The 20,732-nt window shown below is 62.4% G+C and carries 17 protein-coding genes; 5 read left to right on the top strand and 12 right to left on the bottom strand.

The annotated features are described in order from the left end of the window. The first annotated feature begins 126 nt into the window (after nt 1-126). The gene (ilvD, locus tag CKW07_RS16645; protein WP_095146029.1) at nt 127-1,968 is read left to right on the top strand and encodes a dihydroxy-acid dehydratase; all 1,842 of its coding nucleotides are present in this window, start codon (nt 127-129) and stop codon (nt 1,966-1,968) included. Nucleotides 1,969-2,076: 108 nt separating this feature from the next. Here the strand turns inward: ilvD and CKW07_RS16640 are convergent, their stop codons facing one another. Beyond that, nucleotides 2,077-3,132: a phosphorylcholine phosphatase gene (locus CKW07_RS16640; protein ID WP_095146028.1), complete on the bottom strand. Its 1,056-nt coding sequence runs from the start codon at nt 3,130-3,132 to the stop codon at nt 2,077-2,079. Between the two features lie 240 nt (nt 3,133-3,372). Here CKW07_RS16640 and CKW07_RS16635 point away from each other — a divergent pair, with 240 nt between their 5' ends. Continuing rightward, nucleotides 3,373-4,764 carry an L-cystine transporter gene (locus CKW07_RS16635; protein ID WP_095146026.1) on the top strand — a complete coding sequence of 464 codons (1,392 nt, stop codon included), beginning with the start codon at nt 3,373-3,375 and terminating at the stop codon, nt 4,762-4,764. Nucleotides 4,765-4,841: 77 nt separating this feature from the next. On the opposite strand, the gene CKW07_RS16630 is transcribed toward CKW07_RS16635, so the two are convergent. Further along, nucleotides 4,842-5,354 (bottom strand): dihydrofolate reductase, encoded by a 513-nt coding sequence (locus CKW07_RS16630; RefSeq protein WP_095146024.1) that lies wholly within the window; start codon nt 5,352-5,354, stop codon nt 4,842-4,844. An 85-nt stretch (nt 5,355-5,439) separates the two neighbouring features. Here CKW07_RS16630 and CKW07_RS16625 point away from each other — a divergent pair, with 85 nt between their 5' ends. Next, nucleotides 5,440-6,819 (top strand): DUF2868 domain-containing protein, encoded by a 1,380-nt coding sequence (locus CKW07_RS16625; RefSeq protein WP_095146023.1) that lies wholly within the window; start codon nt 5,440-5,442, stop codon nt 6,817-6,819. Beyond that, nucleotides 6,812-8,197 carry a GTPase/DUF3482 domain-containing protein gene (locus CKW07_RS16620; protein WP_095146021.1) on the top strand — a complete coding sequence of 462 codons (1,386 nt, stop codon included), beginning with the start codon at nt 6,812-6,814 and terminating at the stop codon, nt 8,195-8,197. Before CKW07_RS16625 ends, CKW07_RS16620 begins: the two co-directional genes overlap by 8 nt. 48 nt (nt 8,198-8,245) lie before the next feature. Here CKW07_RS16620 and CKW07_RS16615 read toward each other — a convergent pair whose 3' ends face one another. The 8 genes from CKW07_RS16615 to CKW07_RS16580 all read right to left on the bottom strand — a co-directional run bounded on the left by CKW07_RS16615 (nt 8,246) and on the right by CKW07_RS16580 (nt 18,148). Beyond that, on the bottom strand, nt 8,246-8,776 hold the full coding sequence (locus CKW07_RS16615; protein WP_095146019.1) for a hypothetical protein: 531 nt from the start codon (nt 8,774-8,776) through the stop codon (nt 8,246-8,248). A gap of 139 nt (nt 8,777-8,915) precedes the next feature. Continuing rightward, nucleotides 8,916-9,473, bottom strand: a complete 558-nt coding sequence (locus CKW07_RS16610) for a phosphonate degradation HD-domain oxygenase (protein WP_095146017.1) — start codon at nt 9,471-9,473, stop codon at nt 8,916-8,918. Further along, a complete protein-coding gene (locus CKW07_RS16605; RefSeq protein WP_256577058.1) occupies nt 9,473-10,633 on the bottom strand; it encodes a TIGR03364 family FAD-dependent oxidoreductase in 1,161 nt (386 codons plus the stop codon). The genes CKW07_RS16610 and CKW07_RS16605 overlap by 1 nt, the downstream gene beginning before the upstream one ends. A gap of 160 nt (nt 10,634-10,793) precedes the next feature. Beyond that, nucleotides 10,794-11,819, bottom strand: a complete 1,026-nt coding sequence (locus CKW07_RS16600; RefSeq protein ID WP_095083630.1) for a putative 2-aminoethylphosphonate ABC transporter substrate-binding protein — start codon at nt 11,817-11,819, stop codon at nt 10,794-10,796. A 51-nt stretch (nt 11,820-11,870) separates the two neighbouring features. Continuing rightward, on the bottom strand, nt 11,871-13,595 hold the full coding sequence (locus CKW07_RS16595) for a putative 2-aminoethylphosphonate ABC transporter permease subunit (protein ID WP_095146015.1): 1,725 nt from the start codon (nt 13,593-13,595) through the stop codon (nt 11,871-11,873). Then, a complete protein-coding gene (locus tag CKW07_RS16590) occupies nt 13,595-14,671 on the bottom strand; it encodes a putative 2-aminoethylphosphonate ABC transporter ATP-binding protein (protein ID WP_095146013.1) in 1,077 nt (358 codons plus the stop codon). The genes CKW07_RS16595 and CKW07_RS16590 overlap by 1 nt, the downstream gene beginning before the upstream one ends. Before the next feature lie 326 nt (nt 14,672-14,997). Beyond that, nucleotides 14,998-15,861 (bottom strand): LysR family transcriptional regulator, encoded by an 864-nt coding sequence (locus CKW07_RS16585; RefSeq protein WP_095146011.1) that lies wholly within the window; start codon nt 15,859-15,861, stop codon nt 14,998-15,000. Between the two features lie 16 nt (nt 15,862-15,877). Further along, nucleotides 15,878-18,148, bottom strand: coding sequence for a heavy metal translocating P-type ATPase (locus tag CKW07_RS16580; RefSeq protein ID WP_095146009.1), 2,271 nt, complete (start codon nt 18,146-18,148; stop codon nt 15,878-15,880). 91 nt (nt 18,149-18,239) lie between these two features. Between CKW07_RS16580 and cadR the strand changes: the two genes are divergently transcribed. After that, entirely contained in the window at nt 18,240-18,689 is a 450-nt protein-coding gene (gene cadR / locus CKW07_RS16575; protein ID WP_095083618.1) for a Cd(II)/Pb(II)-responsive transcriptional regulator, read from the top strand. 146 nt (nt 18,690-18,835) lie between these two features. On the opposite strand, the gene CKW07_RS16570 is transcribed toward cadR, so the two are convergent. Beyond that, the gene (locus CKW07_RS16570) at nt 18,836-19,807 is read right to left on the bottom strand and encodes a thymidylate synthase (protein WP_095146007.1); all 972 of its coding nucleotides are present in this window, start codon (nt 19,805-19,807) and stop codon (nt 18,836-18,838) included. 63 nt (nt 19,808-19,870) lie between these two features. Further along, nucleotides 19,871-20,686, bottom strand: coding sequence for a prolipoprotein diacylglyceryl transferase (gene lgt / locus CKW07_RS16565; RefSeq protein ID WP_095146005.1), 816 nt, complete (start codon nt 20,684-20,686; stop codon nt 19,871-19,873). Nucleotides 20,687-20,732: the final 46 nt, after the last annotated feature.

The following is a 20,732-nucleotide window of genomic DNA, read 5'->3' as shown; positions in this document are numbered from 1 at the left end:
CTGAGGCGCGCGGCGATCCCGCACAGTCATCGGCAGCTTTCGGACACACGGCCATTTCCGGGTGTTCCCGAGGTCAATAGAAGCTCACTCCCCATTTGATACCTGATTTGCCGCCCGGAGTGCTCCATGCCTGATTACCGCTCGAAAACATCCACCCACGGTCGCAACATGGCCGGTGCTCGCGCCCTGTGGCGCGCCACGGGGATGAAAGATGACGACTTCAAAAAGCCGATCATCGCCATTGCCAACTCGTTCACCCAATTCGTACCGGGCCACGTCCACCTCAAGGACCTGGGCCAGCTGGTTGCCCGCGAGATCGAGCGTGCTGGCGGCGTAGCCAAGGAATTCAACACCATCGCGGTCGATGACGGCATCGCCATGGGCCATGACGGCATGCTCTATTCGCTGCCGAGCCGCGAGATCATCGCCGACTCCGTCGAATACATGGTCAACGCCCACTGCGCCGACGCCATTGTCTGCATCTCCAACTGCGACAAGATCACCCCCGGCATGCTGATGGCGGCCCTGCGCCTGAACATCCCGGTGATTTTCGTCTCCGGCGGTCCGATGGAAGCCGGCAAGACCAAGCTCGCCTCCCACGGCCTGGACCTGGTCGACGCCATGGTCATCGCCGCCGACTCCAGCGCTTCTGACGAGAAGGTCGCTGAGTACGAGCGCAGCGCCTGCCCGACCTGCGGTTCCTGCTCCGGCATGTTCACCGCCAACTCGATGAACTGCCTGACCGAAGCACTGGGCCTGGCCCTGCCGGGCAACGGCTCGACACTGGCCACCCACAGCGATCGCGAGCAGCTGTTCCTGCAGGCCGGCCGTACCATCGTCGAACTGTGCAAGCGCTACTACGGCGAAAACGACGAATCGGTCCTGCCGCGCAACATCGCCAACTTCAAGGCGTTCGAGAACGCCATGATGCTCGACATCGCCATGGGCGGTTCGACCAACACCATCCTGCACCTGCTGGCCGCCGCCCAGGAAGCCGAGATCGACTTCGACCTGAAGGACATCGACCGCCTTTCGCGTCACGTTCCGCAACTGTGCAAAGTCGCGCCGAACATCCAGAAGTACCACATGGAAGACGTCCACCGCGCCGGCGGCATCTTCAGCATCCTCGGTTCGCTGGCCCGTGGCGGCCTGCTGCACACCGACCTGCCGACCGTGCACAGCCGCAGCATGGAAGAAGCCATCGCCAAGTGGGACATCACCCAGACCACCGACGAAGCCGTGCATCACTTCTTCAAGGCCGGTCCTGCGGGCATCCCGACCCAGACCGCGTTCAGCCAGTCGACCCGCTGGGAAACCCTGGACGACGACCGTGAAAACGGCTGTATCCGCAGCTTCGAGCACGCCTATTCGCAAGAAGGTGGCCTGGCCGTGCTGTATGGCAACATCGCCCTGGACGGCTGTGTGGTGAAGACCGCGGGTGTCGACGAGTCGATCCATGTGTTCGAAGGCAACGCGAAGATCTTCGAAAGCCAGGACAGCGCCGTACGCGGCATCCTCGCCGACGAAGTAAAGGCCGGCGACATCGTGATCATTCGCTACGAAGGCCCGAAAGGCGGCCCGGGCATGCAGGAAATGCTCTACCCGACGTCCTACCTGAAATCCAAAGGCTTGGGCAAAGCCTGCGCCTTGCTCACCGACGGCCGTTTCTCTGGCGGTACTTCGGGCCTGTCCATCGGCCACGCTTCACCGGAAGCCGCTGCCGGCGGTGCCATCGGCCTGGTGCAGGACGGTGACAAGGTATTGATCGACATCCCGAACCGCTCGATCAACCTGTTGGTCAGCGACGAGGAACTGGCCGCACGCCGTGCCGAGCAGGACAAGAAAGGCTGGAAACCGGTTGAAGTGCGCCCGCGTAAAGTGACCACCGCACTGAAAGCCTATGCCCTGTTGGCCACCAGTGCCGACAAGGGTGCGGTGCGCAACAAGGCGATGCTCGACGGGCTGTAATCGTCAGTCGCAAACAAAAATCCCCCGCCAAGTGCGGGGGATTTTTTTGCCTTATCGAAATACTTTGATCGTTCCCACGCTCCCGCGTGGGAACGATCATCGCAGTGCTTACTGGATGTCTTCCGGTTTGACGATCACCCAGTTCTTGTCCGCTGTCACCGGCAAACCTTCCTTGGCCTGGGCTGCCGCGTTTTTCGCCATCATGCCGTTGATCTGGGCCATGTATTTGTCCTTGCGGTTGACCCACAAGTGGATGCCACCCTTGCTCGTGTCGACGCCGTGGAACAGCATGTAGCCGTCACTGGTCGGTGTATCGCCGCCCACCAGCACCGGTTTTTTCCATTCGTCGATGTAGGTCAGGATGGCCGCCTGCTTGCCAGCCATCCAGGTAGCCGGGGTCCACAGGTAAGGGGTCAGTTCGAGGCCCAGGTTGGCCTTCTCCTCATACTTGCCGGCGGTGATTTGCTTGCGCGCCGTGGTCAGTTCGCCGCTCTTGCGGTCCTTGAGCATCATCGTCACGCCGATCACGTTTTGCGGTTTGACGTTGTAGCCGTACTTCGGATCGGAGGCGACCATGCGCACCAGCTCTTCCGAGGCGGCGGTCATGACGTACACCTCGATGCCGTTGTCCATCAGCTTGTTGTACAGCTCTTTCTGGCCGGTGAAGATTTTCGGCGGGTTGACCTCAATCGTCTTGACCACGTCGCCTTCATAGTAAGTGCTCGGTACCGGCTTGCCGGACGTCATCAGCTCATCGACGTAGCCCTTGAGTTCCTTGAGGGTGAAGCCGGAGAACACCTGGGCGACCCACGGATAGCAGACCATGTCGTCGAGTTCGCACAGACGGTAGTAGTAGCTGAACAGGCTTTCCTTGTGGTCGGCCGTGTCCTTGAACGGGATCAGTTTCAGGGAGGGATCGAGTTTCTCGCGGGTGATCAGGCCCTTGTTTTCCATGAACGGCAACAGCGACTCTTCAAGGTCGTAACGGTAACTGGTGTTGTCCATGTCGAACACCGCGTAGTTACCCTTGTTGGCGTTGGCCGCGATCATCGCGTCCAGTTGCCTGGCCTGTGCCTCGGGCCAATGCTTGAGATCGGTGGCAGACACCTGGCCGGCAAGGCCCAGGCACATGGCGACGGCTAACAGGTTCGCGGCGACTTTCATGTGCATTTCTCCCTGAATGAAAGCCATCGACGCTAACAAATTAGTGTGACGCTCCTCGTCTGGGCACGACCGCTTGCATGCTGATTCCGTCATCGGCATAACCCACAGCGTCACGCCCTTATTCCAAAAACGACAGTCACCATGCGTTTTTGATATTAATTCATTAGATTTCAAGCTGTTAGGCTTGCCGGTTCGCAATCGCCCCGCACTGCGATTGGCACAAGTCTTTTTGGAGTCTCAATGAATCTGCCGCTGATCCTCAATCTGCTGGTGTTCCTCGCCTTGCTGTTCGGCCTGGCACAAACCCGCCACACCACCTGGAGCCTGGCCAAGAAAGTCCTGCTCGCCCTGGTGATGGGCGTGGTGTTCGGGGTTGCCCTGCACACGATTTACGGTGCCGGCAACCCGGTACTCAAAGCCTCGATCGGCTGGTTCGATCTGGTGGGCAACGGTTACGTGCAGTTGCTGCAGATGATCGTGATTCCGTTGGTGTTTGCCTCGATCCTCAGTGCCGTAGCGCGCCTGCACAACGCGGCATCGCTGGGCAAGATCAGCTTCCTGACCATCGGCACCCTGCTGTTCACCACCGCCATTGCAGCGTTGATCGGCATCGGCCTGACCAACCTGTTCGGCCTGACCGCCGAAGGCCTGGTGGCCGGCACTCAGGAAATGGCCCGCCTGCAAGCCATCCAGACCGACTACGCGGGCAAGGTCGCGGACCTGAACATCCCGCAGTTGCTGCTGTCGTTCATTCCGCAGAACCCGTTCGCCGACCTGGCCCGGGCCAAGCCGACCTCGATCATCAGCGTGGTGATTTTCGCCGCCTTCCTGGGGGTTGCCGCGCTGCAACTGCTCAAGGATGACGTGGAAAAAGGTCAGAAAGTGATCAACGCCATCGACACCCTGCAAGCCTGGGTGATGCGTCTGGTCCGCCTGGTGATGAAGCTGACCCCTTACGGTGTATTGGCGCTGATGACCAAGGTGGTCGCCGGTTCCAACCTGCAGGACATCATCAAACTGGGCAGCTTCGTGGTGGTGTCGTACATCGGCCTGGGCCTGATGTTTGTGGTTCACGGGCTGTTGGTCGCGCTGGCCGGGATCAACCCGCTGCGCTTCTTCCGCAAAGTCTGGCCGGTGCTGACCTTCGCCTTCACCAGCCGCTCCAGTGCGGCGAGCATTCCGCTGAGCATCGAGGCGCAAACCCGCCGCCTGGGCATTCCGCAGTCGATCGCCAGCTTCGCCGCTTCGTTTGGCGCAACCATTGGCCAGAACGGCTGTGCCGGCCTGTATCCGGCGATGTTGGCGGTGATGGTCGCGCCGACCGTGGGCATCAACCCGCTGGACCCGCTGTGGATCGCAACCCTGGTAGCGATTGTGACCCTGAGTTCGGCCGGCGTTGCCGGTGTCGGGGGTGGCGCCACCTTCGCGGCGCTGATCGTGCTGCCGGCCATGGGCTTGCCGGTGTCACTGGTGGCGTTGCTGATCTCGGTTGAACCGCTGATCGACATGGGCCGTACGGCGCTGAACGTCAGTGGCTCGATGACCGCTGGCGCAATCACCAGCCAGATCATGCAGCAGACGGATAAAGAAGTGCTGCATGCGGATGAGCATGAGGAGCTGGCGCACGCTTAAGCCAACAGATCGTTCCCACGCTCCCGCGTGGGAACGGTCTCAATCGGCTTTTACTTGCAGCTTGTGGCTTGAAGCTTTCAGCTTCTTTCCCACACCTCAAAGCTATACGCCGGTTTGTCACCTTCAGCCGGATTCGGCGTGTCCGACACCAGTTTCCACTGCTTCACGTCAAACTCCGGAAACCACGCATCACCCTCGGGGCTCAATGCCACGCGGGTCAGGTACAACCGATCGGCTTGTGCCAAACCTTGCGCATACAACTGCGCACCGCCAATCAGCATCAGCTCATCGACGCCCTGCTCCAGCGCCCACGCTTGTGCCCGCTCCACGGCGGCTTCCAGCGACGGATAGACTTCCGCGCCTTCCAGGTACAGATCGGCCTGACGACTGACCACGAGATTCAACCGGCCCGGCAGCGGACGACCGAGAGAATCCCAGGTCTTGCGCCCCATGATGATCGGCTTGCCCAGCGTGGTGGCCTTGAAGTATTTGAAATCCCCCGGCAAGTGCCAGGGCATGCTGTTGTCGACGCCGATCACACGGTTTTCACCGAGGGCTGCGATCAGGCTGAGGGGGAGTGTTTTTTTCATGGCGAGGAGGATACCAGAGCCTCGCTTTCCCCGATAAGCGCCACAGCGGTTATGCTCACCACTCACTTAAGCGACGGGATGACGCGTGACTGAACTGACACCCCTGCAAACACTCTGGCTGACGGAAGCCGTGCGCTTGCGCGAGGAGCACGCCGGTGCTCTGGAGGACACCGAAGCCAGCCGCCTGGCCCGCAGCGCCGGTGGCGAACTGTCGACCCGCCTTGCGGCCCGGGCACTCAGGCTGGCCGAACGCGATGGCCTGACCGGCGCCCTGCATCACTGGCTGCAAGGGGCGCGGCTGGCGCTGATCGTGCTGGCCGCGCTGGCGGTCATCAGCGGTGCCGGCCTGGCGTTTGCCGCGCTGGGCGATGGCCAGACTCCCGTCAACGTATTCTGGGCCCTGGGCAGCCTGCTCGGGCTGAACCTGATGCTGCTATTGAGCTGGGCCCTCGGCCTGGTCCTGGCCGGTGACTACGGTGCCACCCTCGGACGCCTTTGGCTGTGGCTCAGCGAAAAACTGGCCCGCGACGCCAAGACCGTACACCTGGCTCCCGCCCTGCTGCTGTTGCTGCAACGCCGCAAGCTCAATCGCTGGGTGCTCGGCATGCTGGTCAACGGCCTGTGGCTGGTGGCGATGCTCAGCGCCCTGGTCATCGCGCTCACCCTGATGGCAACCCGGCGCTACGGGTTCGTCTGGGAGACCACCATCCTCAGTGGCGAGACGTTCGTCGCCATGACCCAGGCCCTCGGCGCCCTGCCCGCGCTGTTGGGGTTCAGCGTACCGACCGTGGAGATGATCCGCGCCAGCGGCGATGCCGCCCTGAACATTGAAAGTGCCCGGCACGCCTGGGCGGGCTGGCTGGTCGGCGTGGTGCTGGTGTACGGCGTGGTGCCGCGGCTGCTGCTGGCACTGTTCTGCCTGTGGCGCTGGACAAGTGCACGCGCAGGTCTGCACCTGGACCTGAGCCTGCCTGGCTACGCACAACTGCGCGAACGCTTGATGCCGAGCAGCGAACGCCTCGGGGTCAACGATGCCGCGCCTGAACAGCTGCATCCGGTCAATGGTGGCGCCAGCGCCCTGGACAGCGACGGTGCGCTGCTGGTCGCCATCGAACTGGACGACCAGCGCCCGTGGCCACCGCAACTGCCCGGCAACGTCAAAGACGCCGGCATTCTCGACAGCCGCGAGTCGCGACATAAGCTCCTGGAACAACTGACCCGTTTCCCACCGGCGCGCCTGGCCATCGCCTGTGACCCCCGCCGCTCGCCGGACCGTGGCAGCCTGGCGCTGATCGCTGAACTTGCCCGCTGCGCCAGCGCCACCCGTGTCTGGTTGCTGCAAGCCCCGGCGGGCCAGGCACTGGACGCCGAACGCCTGGGTGACTGGCATGAAGCGCTACAACAGTTGCAATTGCCCGTCGCCGAGTGCGCGCCGATAAACTGGCTGGAGTCGGGTCATGACTGAGGCTAAAAACAGAGCCTTGAAGCTCGCCGTGGTTGGCCACACCAATGTCGGCAAAACCTCCTTGCTGCGTACCCTGACCCGGGATGTCGGGTTCGGTGAGGTGTCCCATCGCCCCAGCACCACCCGCCACGTCGAAGGCGCCCGGTTATCGGTGGATGGCGAAGCCTTGCTCGAACTCTATGACACACCGGGGTTGGAAGACGCCATCGCCCTGCTCGACTACCTGGAACAGCTGGAGCGCCCCGGCGAACGTCTCGACGGCCCGGCGCGGCTGGCGCGGTTCCTGGAGGGCAGCGAGGCGCGGCAACGCTTTGAACAGGAAGCCAAGGTCCTGCGTCAGTTGCTGGCCTCCGATGCCGGGCTGTATGTGATCGATGCCCGCGAGCCGGTGCTGGCCAAGTACCGTGACGAACTGGAAGTGCTGGCCAGCTGCGGCAAACCGCTGCTGCCGGTGCTGAACTTCGTCAGCAGCGCCAATCACCGCGAGCCGGACTGGCGCGAAGCGTTGGCCCGCCTGGGCCTGCATGCGCTGGTGCGCTTCGACAGCGTGGCTCCCCCCGAGGATGGCGAGCGCCGGCTGTATGAAAGCCTGGCGTTGTTGCTGGAAAGCGCTCGCGGCCAGCTTGAGCGTCTGATTGCCGACCAGCAGGCACAACGTGAAGCCCGCCGACACAGTGCGGCACGCCTGATCGCTGAACTGCTGATCGACTGCGCGGCCTGCCGGCGCAGCGTGGCCAGTGAGGCCGAACAAGAACAGCAGGCCATCAGCGAACTGCGCAAAGCCGTGCGTCAGCGCGAACAACGCTGCGTCGAGGCACTGCTCAAGCTCTACGCTTTCCGCCCACAGGACGCCGCCACCAGCGACCTGCCATTGCTGGATGGCCGCTGGGGCGATGACCTGTTCAACCCCGAAACCCTCAAGCAACTGGGGGTGCGGGTCGGCGGCGGGATCGCGGCGGGGGCGGCGGCCGGTGCCGGTGTGGACTTGCTGGTCGGCGGCCTGACCCTCGGCGCAGCGGCATTGGCTGGCGCGATTGCCGGCGGCGCCCTGCAAACCGCGCGCAGTTATGGCAGTCGTTTGCTGGGCAAGATCAAAGGGCAACGTGAGTTGACCGTCGATGACAGCGTGCTGCGCCTGCTGGCGTTGCGTCAGCGGCAATTGCTGCAGGCGTTGAACCGGCGTGGGCATGCGGCGATGGACAGCATCAAGGTAGATACGCCGCAGGATAAAAGCTGGCGTGAGGGCAAGTTACCCGAAGCCTTGACCAAGGCCCGGGCGCATCCGCAATGGTCGTCGCTCAATCCCCATGCAAAGTTGAGCCAGGCGGAACGCCAGGAGCAGATCGAGGTGTTGGCGCAGAAGGTGATCGAGGCTTGAGTCTCGAACGCCTATGCCGGCCTGCTCCCACGTGTCGCCTGCGCCCTGCTACTTCCAGTTGAACTTTAAATAGGCATTGCTCAGCAGCGTGACCAGTCGCCGATCCACTGCACCAATGTTGCCGTCGTTGTTCATGTCGAAGTGAATCAGCGAATCCAGTTTGCCATCATGATTAGTGTCGTAAGCCGAGGCGGTATAGACGATGGTTTCATCCGTCGGCTTGCCCATCCCTTGGTGGAAATGCAGGCGCACGGTATCGGGGGAGCCGTCCTGGGCGAAGTCCTCGACGAATATCTTCAAGTAACGTGCCCAGGTATCGCCCGGATTAAACCAGTTCAGTTGCAAGTAGGCGTCTGCGAATTTCTTTAACAGGTGTTCATCCCTGGTGTCCTCCTTACCGTCGTTATTGACGTCGCCAACCAGAAAGTCAGCCTTGCCATCGGCCGTGATATCCAGCGCATAGGCCTTGTGGATCAGTTCGTCGTCACCACTCTCCACAGATTCGAAGAAATGCAAAAGGACCGTGTCTGCACGATGATTTCCGCTGCGATCCTGAGCGGTAATTTTCAAGTAACGCATGGCTGTTTCTCTTACGTAAAAGGGTCAACAAAGCTAGGCGGCCCCACGCGAAAAGCCTGCCAGCTTCGTCGCCAACTCCCGTAGGAATCAACTACAGCCTCTGACCTCCAATCTTCCCATCTCATGTTCCAAATGAATGTCAGGCCGCTAACACTGCAAACGCCTTCGCCTTCAAAATCTCGAGATCGATCACCGGCACTCGCATCTCCTTCGCCTGCTCATCCCACTGACGCATGCGCAAGCTGACGGCGCACAGCGGGTCTTGCTTGAACGCTTCGGCTTCGGCGGGCGTCATCACCCCACCCTGATACTCCAGCGTACGACGGCTGGCTTCGCTCAGGCGCTCGTAGTACCCCGGCTCGGTCAGCGTCAGGTAGCGCTTGGCCTGGACGTGATACTCGACCAGTCGCGCCATGCGCTCGCCAAAACCCAGGCAACGCAGGTAGTCGGCGCCGAGGCGTTCATGGCTGACCACCCCGAAGCCCCCCATGTTCTCCGCATTCTCGGCGCAGAGGTGCCCGATGTCGTGGAAGAACGCCGCCAGTATTACTTCATCGTCGAACCCCTCGGCCATGGCCAGCTCCGCCGCCTGGGACATGTGCTCGATCTGTGACACTGGCTCGCCGATGTAGTCACTGGCACCCAAGCGCTCGTACAAGCCGAACACCTCGGCAATCACCTGCTCATTGCGGCCCATCAGTGCTCCCCCAATAGCGTTCCGAGATTACGTTCGGCCATTGCCGGCCCGACACTCATGCCCACGCCGGTGTGCATCAATGCCGCATGCACGCCGGGCGCCGCCTGCAAAAACGAAAAGGGTGCCGGCCCTTGAGCGCCATAGACGCCCTGCCAGCGTTCGACCACTTGCACCTTGCAACCCAGCGTCTGCTCGGCCAGCTCGATCATCCAGTCGTCCACCTGCTCGGCATTGAACGGTGACGGGTCGCTGCCATAGTGGTGGGAATCGCCGATGATCAGTTCGCCATGGGGTGTCGGGCTGATCAACAGGTGAATACCCTGTTCATGCAGGTGGGGTGTTTCACGCAGGATCTGCGCCCGCACCGCCTGCGCTTGCGGCAAGTCGGCGAAGGCGCCGTAGTGCACGCAACTCAATCCGGTGAGCAAGGCGTGTTGCAGGTCAAGGTTGGCCTGCGGCCGGGCACGGAGCATCTGCAGGCGGCAGATTTGCGGCTTGAGCGCGGCGATCGAATCGGCCAGCAGGGTCTGATAGTCATGGCCGGAGCAGACGATGATCTGCTCGCCGGTGAAGCTGCCCGCCGTGCTGCGTACACGACCGGGTTCGACATCGCGCACCAGGGTCGAGAAGTGGAACGCCACGCCAAGGTCGCGACGCAGGTAGTCGATCAAGGCCGGGATCGCTTCGCGCGAGTACAGCTGCTGGTCATCCAGGCCATGCAAGGCTGCGCGGTGGTGACTGAACCGGCCGCCGTACAGGTTGCGCAACGCGGTACCGCGCAGCAGTTCGACACGGTAACCGTGCTCGACGGCGCGCCCCTCACAGAATGCTTCCAGCAAGTGTTCCTCGGCTTCGGTTCGAGCGAACAGGTACGAACCGTTGCGCTTGAGCGGCAAACCGGCAAGCTGTGCCCATCGGCCCCAGATCTCGCGACTGGCCTTGGCCAGCTCGAGCATCTGGCCAGGCGGCTGGCCCGTGACCAGAGCCTGGCCAAAATTGCGCACCGAGGCGCCCAAAGGCGTGGCGCTGCGTTCGAAGACCCTGACCTTCAAACCGCGGCGGGCCGCCGCATAAGCATGAGACAGACCCAGGATTCCGGCGCCGACGATCAGAATGTCGCTGTGATTTTCCATGTTCATGTCCTGAAAAAGCTTGAGCACGACTGAGATCCCCCGTGGCGAGGGAGCTTGCTCCCGCTGGACTGCAAAGCAGTCCAAAAACCAGCTAACGAAGCCCTTCAGGAGGAATGCATTCATCGGTTTTGCGACCGCTGCGCGGCCGAGCGGGAGCAAGCTCCCTCGCCACAGGGATTTGCATCAGCTATTTGGCAGCGACTTTCTCGGACTTGCCGTCATAACGCTTGCGCCATTCGCTGAGGATCTCGTCACGATTTTTCGAGGCCCAGGCGAAGTCGTTCTTGATCAGGCGCTGCTCGTAGTCGGCCGGCAGTTCGGTCTGTGGCTTGGCGATACCCGGCTGCGCCAGCACCGCGAAGTTTTCCTTGTACAGCTCCATCGCGGCAGGGCTGGCGGAGAAGTCGGCGAGTTTCTTCGCCGCCTCTTCATGAGGGGTGCCCTTGATCACGGCGGTGGCCTCGATTTCCCAGCCCAGGCCTTCTTTCGGCAGGACAATGTCCAGTGGCGCGCCCTGACGCTTGAGCTGCACGGCCGGGTATTCAAAGGAAATACCGATCGGGAACTCACCCGCCGCGGCCAGCTTGCACGGCTTGGAGCCGGAGTGAACGTACTGGCCGATGTTCTGGTGCAGGTCGTCCATGTACTGCCAGCCCTGCTTCTCGCCGAAGGTTTGCAGCCAGGCGCTGACATCGAGGAAACCAGTGCCGGACGAAGCCGGGTTCGGCATGACGATCTTGCCTTTGTATTCCGGCTTGGTCAGGTCCTGCCAGCTCACCGGCTTGGTCAACCCTTGCTTCTCGGCCTCGACGGTATTGAAGCAAATGGTCGCGGCCCACACGTCCATGCCCACCCAGGCGGGTGGGTTGGCGGCATCGCGGTAGTTGCCACCGATCTTGCCCAGGTCCTTCGGTGCGTAGCTTTGCAGCATGCCCTGCTGGTCAAGGATCGCCAGGCTCGACGCCGCCAGGCCCCAGACTGCGTCGGCCTGCGGACGGGCTTTTTCGGCCAGCAGCTTGGCCGTGATGATGCCGGTGGAATCGCGCACCCACTTGATCTCGACGTCCGGGTTGGCCGCCTCGAACGCCTGCTTGTAGGTTTTCAGCTGCTCGGCCTCCAGGGCGGTGTACACCGTCAGTTCGGTTTTCGCGGCGAAGGCGTTCATGCTGAAAGCAGTGAGGACAGCAGCGGCTAGAGCCAAGGGCTTGAACATGGTGCGGTTCCTTTTGAGTGCGGATCAGAGGGGTTACTTGTGTGAGGGCGATCAGTTGCCGGGCGCGGTCTGCCGCCAGGCCTGGGAGCGACGCAGCAAACCGCGCGAAGCCCAAGCCAGGAGCAAGGACACGCCCGCCGAGGTGAACAGGATCAGGGTCGACATCGCGGCAGCGCCGCCGACATTCCCGGCATCGTCCATGTTCAGCACCGCCACCGCCGCCAGGATGGTGTCGGGGCTGTAGAGGAAGATCGCCGCCGAGACGGTGGTCATGGCCGAGACGAACAGGTAGCGCACGATGTCCAGCAGCGCCGGCAGACAGATCGGCACCGTGACGCGCAGGTAGTGGCGGTACAGCGGTGCCTTGAGCGACAGCGCGGCGGCCTCGAACTCCGCGTCGAGCTGGCGCAGCGCGGTGGTCGCGGTCATTTGCGCGGTGGTCAGGTAGTGGGCAATGGTGCACACCACCAGCAGGGTCATGGTTCCGTAGAGCACGTGCAGCGGGTTGCCGCTAAGGTTGAAGAAGAACACGTAGCCCAGGCCCAGGACCAGGCCGGGTACCGCCATCGGTACGAAGCTGAGCATGCGCAGCGCCAGGTTCAGGCCGCGCTGGCCACGGGTTTTTTCCATCAGGTAGGCGCCGGTGAAGATCAACACGCTGCCGATCAACGCCGTGCACAGGGCCATCTTCACGCTGTTGCCATAGGCCAGCCAGCCGCCACCGGCGGTGTCGCCGAACTGGTAGTGCTTGAACGACAGCGACAGGTTATACGGCCAGAACTTTACCAGCGACGAGTACACCGCCATGCCGAACACCAGCAGCAGCGCGGCGCAGACCAGCAGCACGATGGTCAGGTAGCAGCCATCCCGCAGACGTGACGGCGCCGGCAGGAAGACTTGCGCCCGGCCGCTCATGGAGTCGCCATGGCGACGACGCAACCAGGCGTCAACCGCGAAGCTGAGCAGTGCCGGCAACAGCAGCACCATGCCGATCAAGGCTCCGCGCCCGAATTGTTGCTGACCGACCACGGCCTTGTAGGCTTCCAGCGCCAGCACTTGATAGTCGCCACCGACTACAACCGGCACCCCGAAGTCGGTAATGGTCAGGGTGAACACCAGGCAGAATGCGGCGAACACCGCTTGCCGGGTCGCCGGCCAGGTGATGCTGCGAAACGCCTTGGCCGGACTGGCGCCCATGCTCGAGGCGGCATCGAACAGGCGCGCATCGGCCAGGGACAATGCCGACAGCAGGATCATCAAGGCGTGGGGAAAGGTGTAGATCACTTCACCCAGGACGATGCCCCAGAAGCCGTAGATGTTTTCCGACAGCAGCCCGCGCAACAGGCCCTGGTTGCCGAACAGATAGACCAGTGCGATACCGGGCAGCATCGACGGCGCCATCAGTGGCAGCAGCGACAGGCCCCGCCAGATTGCCTTGCCGGGAATCAGCGTGCGTTGCAGAGCGTAGGCAAACAGGTAGGCCAGCGGCACGACGATGGACGCCACGCTGAGGGACACTTTCAGGCTGTTGCCCAGCAACCAGTGAAAATTGGCGCTGGTCAGCAGTTCGCGGGCGGCCACCAGGCCACCGCCCTGCCCGGCATCGTTGCTGAAACCGCGCCAGAAGATGGCCAGCAGCGGCATCAATACCGCGACGCTGAGCAGGCACAGCAGCAACAGCTTGCCACCGACCACGAACACCCGGTCACCGATCTCGGCGCGGGAGGTCTGCCGAACCTGCTTGCGCGGTATCGGCAGGGCAATCTGCGCGCTCATCAGGCAAACACCTGCAGGCTGCGCGGCGGCAGGGCGACCATGATGTCCTGCGCGCCGAGGCGCGGCATGGCCTCGGGCGCCAGCTCGGCCAGCAGCGCATGGCCGGGCAGATGATTGAGTTCGAAACTCATCCGGCAGCGATTGCCCAGGAAGGTGATTTCGCGAACCCTGGCCGGAAACAGATTTTCCTCATGCACCAGCGGGTTGATGCTGATGGCTTCCGGGCGGCAGAACAGCCGTCCCGACGCGGCCTTGCTGGCGTTGTCGGCCAGGCGCACATTCATCCCGCCGACCTGCGCATGGCTGTCGCTGTTGCGCTGGAACGGCAACCAGTTGCCCTGGCCGACGAACTCGGCCACGAAAGGGGTGGCCGGACGATTGTAGATTTCCTGGGGGGTAGCGTACTGCTCGACCTTGCCGTTGTTCATCACGGCAATGCGGTCGGCCATCAGCATGGCCTCGTCCTGATTGTGGGTGACCATCAGGGTGGTGATGCCGAGATTGCGTTGCAGCTGGCGCAACTCGGTGCACAGGTGCTCGCGCACCCGGGCATCGAGCGCCGACATTGGCTCGTCCAGCAGCAACAACGATGGCGCCGGCGCCAAGGCGCGGGCCAGTGCCACGCGCTGCTGCTGACCGCCGGACAATTGACCGGGGTATTTTTTCTCACTGCCGATCAGGCCCACCAGCTCCAGCATCTGCGCCACCCGCTTGCGCACTTCCTCACGGCCACTGCCGGCCAGGCCGTAGGCAATGTTGGCTTCGACAGTCAGGTTGGGGAACAAGGCGTAGGACTGGAACAGAATCCCGTAGTCCCGAGCCTGGGGTGCCAGCAAGGACACGTCGCGCTCACCGAGGTACAACTGGCCATGATCCTGGCGCTCCAGGCCGGCGATGCAGCGCAGCAAGGTGGTCTTGCCGCAACCCGACGGCCCGAGCAGGCACACCAGCTCACCAGCCTGGACATCCAGCGAAACGTTATCCAGCGCGATGAAAGCGCCGAAACGCTTTTCAATGCTGCGCACCTTCATCGGGATGCCGGGGACAGCCTGGGCAATTGCGTTCGAGTGATTCATGGACGGACCTCATCAAGCAGATGCAGGCCATCCTAGGGAGCGAATGCGTAGTTCATGTGGCAGTGAGGCAAAAACTGCCGATAGTGGTATTGGAGGATTTGGGTTATGGCGAGCGGGCTTGCCCTAATGCCAGTCAGTTAAGGAGGTGAAATCGCATTTTTTGTAGGAGCGAGCGTGCTCGCGATGAACCCAAGAGCAACGCGGTTAATCAGAAAACACGCGTTATTGTTAACGTCCATCGCGAGCACGCTCGCTCCTACCAAGGCCATTAGGGCTTGCCCCCGTCGGCCGGTTCGCACTCCCTCGCCACAAGGTGAGAACGATCATCAGGCCGGGGCCATTTCCTGCGCCAACCCCAGGAACGCAGCGGGCAAGCGGGCATTCTTGCGCTCTTTGAGGCAGTACAGGTATTCCGGGATCTGCGGGGCGTTTTCGATGGTCAGCACCTGCAGTTGCGGGTCATGGGGCACTTCCTGGCGGGCGATGATGCTGATGCCGATGTTGCGCAGTACCGCTTCACGGATCGATTCACGGCTGCCGATTTCCAGCAACGGGCCGAAACTCACCCCGGCGCTGGCCAGCAACTCCTCGGTCAGGCGCCGGGTGGTCGAACCGTTTTCGCGCATCAACAAGGTGTGACCGACCAGCGCACTCAAGGGGACATGATCATGGCCCGCCAACGGGTGGTTGCGATGCACCGCCAGCACCAAGGGGTCGGTGCCGAGTACCCGGCGGATCAACCGCGGGTCTTCGAGCAATTGCGACGAGGCCGCGAGGTCGACCCGATAGTCCTCGAGGGCTTCCAGTACCTGCTGGGAGTTGCCGATTTCCATCGAGACCTCCACCTGCGGCAAGCGCTCGCGGAACGTCTTCACCAGGTCGAGGATGTAATACGGCGCGGTGGCGGCAATGCGCAGGGCGCCCTGGACCTGGCCGCTGTTGCGCAGGAAAAACTCGATATCCGCCTCCTGCTGCAACAGGGCCTTGACCATCGGCAGCAGGCGCGAGCCTTCGTCACTGACGGTCAGCCGGCGACCACCGCGGTAGAACAGTTCCACCGAATACTGGCTTTCCAGATGGCGGATCTGGGTGGTGACCGTCGGTTGGCTCAGGCCGAGCTTTTTCGCCGCCAGGGTAATACTGCCCAGACGCGCGACCATGTAAAACGCCTTCAGCTCGGCACTCAGCACATCACCCTCTCTTCATTTACTTGCGCAGCAGGCGCAGACCATTGAACACCACCAACAAGGCCACGCCCATGTCGGCAAACACCGCCATCCACATGGTGGCGAGGCCGAAGAAGGTTACCCCAAGAAAGATCGCCTTGATGACCAGGGCCAACGCGATATTTTGCGTGAGGATGCTCGAGGTCTGGCGCGACAGCCGGATAAACGCCGGAATCTTGCGCAGATCGTCGTCCATCAACGCCACGTCAGCGGTTTCAATCGCGGTATCGGTGCCGGCCGCGGCCATGGCAAACCCGATCTCGGCCCGGGCCAGCGCCGGCGCATCGTTGATGCCGTCCCCGACCATGCCGACACGATGTCCCTGGGCGTACAAGGCTTCAATGGCCTTGAGCTTATCGGTCGGCAGCAAGTCGCCCTGTGCCTGGTCGATGCCCACCTGAGCCGCAATGGCCTGCGCGGTGTGCGGGTTGTCACCGGTGAGCATCAGGGTTTTCACCCCCAGCGCATGGAGCTGCCGGATCGCTTCGCGACTGGTGTCCTTGACCGTATCGGCCACGGCGAACAGCGCCAGCGGGCCAGAAGTGTCGAGCAACAGCACCACGGTCTTGCCCTGCTTTTCCAGGGCGAAGAGTTTTTCTTCCAGGGCTGGCGAGCACAGGCCCAACTCCTCCACCAGACGGTGGTTGCCCAGGTGGTAGAGCTGACCGTCGATTTCGCCACGCACACCCCGCCCGGTCAGTGCCTCGAAGTTATCCACAGGCAACAGCGACCGTTGTTTATCCACAGCTTCATTGGCGATGGCCAGCGACACAGGGTGGTCCGAACGCCTGGCCAGGCTGGCGGCAAGGACCAGCGCACTGGCATCGACCGTGGGGTCCAGAGACAGGTAATCGGTCTGCACCGGCTTGCCATGAGTCAGGGTGCCGGTCTTGTCGAGTGCCAGGTAATCCAGCTTGTAGCCGCCCTCCAGGTACACGCCGCCTTTGATCAGAATACCTTTGCGCGCCGCGGCCGCCAGGCCGCTGACGATGGTCACCGGGGTGGAAATCACCAGCGCACAAGGGCACGCGACCACCAGCAGCACCAACGCGCGGTAGATCCACTCGAACCACGCCGCCCCCATGAACAACGGCGGGATCAGCGCCACGCCGAGGGCGAAGACGAACACCACTGGCGTGTAGATTTTCGAGAAGCTGTCGACGAAACGCTGGGTCGGCGCCCGCGCGCCCTGGGCCTCTTCCACGGCATGAATGATCCGCGCCAGGGTCGAGTTGTTGGCGGCGGCGGTGACGGTGAATTCCAGGGAGCCGGACTGGTTGATGGTGCCAGCGAAGACCTTGTCGCCGACGGTTTTTTCGACGGGCAGGCTTTCACCGGTGATCGGCGCCTGGTCAATCGTCGAGCTGCCAGACGTGACTTCGCCGTCCAGGCCAATGCGCTCGCCGGGACGCACCCGCACCAGCGCACCCAGATCGACCTGCTTGGCTTCGCGTTCGACCCAGCTGCCGTCCTCTTGTCGCACAGTGACCTTTTCCGGGGTCATCTGCATCAGCCCGCTGATGGCATTGCGCGCGCGGTCGAGGGATTTGGCTTCGATCAGCTCGGCCACGGTGAACAGGAACATCACCATCGCCGCTTCCGGCCACTGCCCGATCAGCACGGCACCGGTCACCGCGATACTCATCAGTGCATTGATGTTCAGGTTGAGGTTCTTCAGGGCAATCCAGCCCTTTTTATAGGTGCCCAGACCACCGCAGAGGATGGAAACCAGCGCGACAATCGCCACCACCCAAGTCGGCGCGGCGCTGGTGAAGTGAATCACTTCCGCGGCCAGGGCACCGACGCCCGACACCGCCAGCGGCCACCAGTGCTTTTTCACCGGGGCCGGACGGTTGTCATCGGCATCTGCGCCCTCCTCGATCGGCTCGGCCACCATGCCGATGGCCTTGATGGCGTCGATGATCGGTTTCGTGCCCGGCAGGTCATGGGTCACGCCCAGCACGCGGTTGATCAGGTTGAATTCCAGTTGCTGCACACCTTCGAGCTTGCCCAGCTTGTTCTGGATCAGCGTCTGCTCGGTCGGGCAGTCCATGGCCTCGATGCGGAAACGACTCAGGCGCGCGCCGTCAGTGGGCGCCCCACTGATTTTCACCACCGCAGGTGCCGCCGTACTAGAACAGCAGGAACCACCATGGCTGGCGTGATCGTGTTTTTTCACAGGCTGAAGTTTTGCCCCGTGGCTGTGCTCGTGCTCAGCGCCGGGTTTGTGGGTGTGCAGGGAATCGCTCATAAGGTCGCGTCCATTCCATTAAGGTGCCTGTTGCCAAGTAAAGACCCTGTAGCCACTATAGGGTCAAGCACCCTTTTTGGAGATTGTTGCGATGAAGATCGGGGAACTGGCAAAACTGACCGACTGCGCTGTCGAAACCATTCGCTACTACGAGCGCGAAAACCTGCTGCCGGAGCCGGCCCGCAGCGACGGCAACTACCGCGTCTACACCCAGGCCCACGCCGAGCGCCTGACGTTCATCCGCAACTGCCGCACCCTGGACATGACCCTCGAAGAAATTCGCAGCCTGCTGGCCTTGCGCGACAGTCCGCAGGACCAGTGCGAAAGCGTGAATGCGCTGATCGACGAGCACATCCATCACGTCAAGGCGCGGATCGACGGATTGCTGGCCCTGCAGGCGCAACTGCTCGACCTGCGCCAACGCTGCAGCGAAGAGCCGGATATCGAGCAGTGCGGGATATTGCAGCGGCTGGAAGTCAGCGGCGGGGTGGCGGCGGCGGAGGTTGAGCATTCCCATGTGGGCCGCAGTCACGGCCATTGAGAACACCACATACCCCCTGTAGGAGCAGCCGGTCGACGCTCAAGTGCACGCGATGAACTCAAGGACGACGCATACTTCCAGACAGTGCGCGTCATCGTTCACGTCCATCGCGAGCAAGCTCGCTCCTACAGGGGCTACGTGAGGCGTTAAACCGCCATCGGCGCGGTCATTGGCGCGTGGTGCTCATAGCCTTCCAGCGAGAAATCGCTTGGCTCGATCAACTCCAGCCATTCCGGCTGGTACACACCGGTCTTGGCGAACTCCGGCACGCGGTCTGAAATCACCAGTTTCGGCATCGGGAACGGCTCGCGCGTGAGCTGTTCGTTGAGCATGTCCAGGTGGTTTTCGTAGACGTGGGCGTCACCGATGAAATAGGTGAACCAGCGCGGCGTGTAGCCGGTCAGGCGACCGATCAGGCTCAGCAGCGCGGCGCCTTCGGTGAGGTTGAACGGCGTGCCCAGGCCCAGGTCGTTGGAGCGAATGTAGAGGGTCAGGGAAATCTCCTTCGTCTCGACATTCGGGTGGAACTGGTACAGCAAGTGGCACGGCGGCAGGGCCATTTCATCGAGCTGGGCGCAGTTCCAGCCGTGGAACAGGATGCGGCGGCTGCCCGGGTCCTTGATGATGGTGTCGACGCACTGGCGAACCTGGTCGATGGCCTTGTACAGCACCACGTAGGCCTGGCCGTCTTCCTCGCCCTCGGCGATCTGCCGGTAGCCCTGGTTCAGGGTCTGCTCGATGGCCGCCGGGTTGCTCAGCGGGATCTGCTTGTACGCCGGCCACTTGCGCCATTGCACACCGTAGATCTCGCCCAGGTCGTCTTCGCCCTGGCGGAAGGGGTTGGCCAGCCACTGGGCGTTTTCGTTGGCGTTCTGGTCCCAGACCTTGCAGCCCAGGGCGCGGAATTCGGCGGCGTTGTTCACCCCACGCAGGAAGCCGCACATCTCGCCGATGGCGGACTTGAAGGCCATCTTGCGGGTGGTGATCGCCGGGAAACCTTCCTTGAGGTCATAACGCAGCATCGCACCGGGAAAGCTGATGGTGTTCACGCCGGTGCGGTTGGCTTGCTTGGTGCCGTTCTTGATGACGTGGGCGACCAGATCGAGATATTGCTTCATGTATTACCTGTGTCCTTGAACCCGGGGCAAACGCTCCGGGGTTCGAATGTAGAGCGCGGCGAATCAGGCTGCCGGGGCAACCGGAGCGGCCGGGGCGCGGTGATAAGCCAGCCAGATCAGGAACAGCCCGCCGACGATCATCGGTACGCACAGCACCTGACCCATGGTCAGCCAGTTCCAGGCCAGATAGCCCAGTTGCGCGTCCGGCACGCGGACGAATTCGACGATGAAACGGAAGATGCCATAGAACAGCGCAAACATCCCGGATACCGCCATGGTCGGCCGCGGCTTGCGCGAGAACAACCAGAGAATGACGAACAGTGCCACGCCTTCCAGCGCGAACTGGTACAGCTGCGACGGGTGGCGCGGCAACTGCGACGGGTCGCTGAATGCCGGGAAGACCATGGCCCACGGCACGTCGGTCGCCTTGCCCCACAATTCGGCGTTGATGAAGTTGCCGATACGCCCGGCCCCCAGGCCAATCGGCACCATGGGCGCGACGAAGTCCATCAGTTGGAAGAACGACTTGCCGTTCTTCTTACCGAACCACAACGCCGCCAGCATCACGCCGATAAACCCGCCATGGAACGACATGCCGCCCTTCCACACTTCGAAAATCAGCGTCGGATTGGCCAGGTAAGCGTTCAGGTCGTAAAACAGCACATAACCCAGACGGCCACCGAGAATCACGCCCATCGACATCCAGAAGACCATGTCGGAGAGCTTTTCCTTGGTCCAGGTCGGGTCGAAGCGGTTCAACCTGCGCGACGCCAGCAGCCAGGCACCACCAATGCCGACCAGGTACATCAGGCCGTACCAGTGGATTTTCAGCGGGCCAATGGCCAGGGCCACCGGGTCAATCTGCGGGTAAGGCAGCATTGCGACTCCTCGTTAGAGTTGAAACTTAAAATTCCTGGCGCGACCG

Origin of the sequence: Pseudomonas sp. Irchel s3b6, from assembly GCF_900187415.1 — a bacterium.
GTDB lineage: Bacteria > Pseudomonadota > Gammaproteobacteria > Pseudomonadales > Pseudomonadaceae > Aquipseudomonas.
Note: the sequence above shows the minus strand (reverse complement) of the source record. Positions and strands in the feature narration are given on the sequence as shown.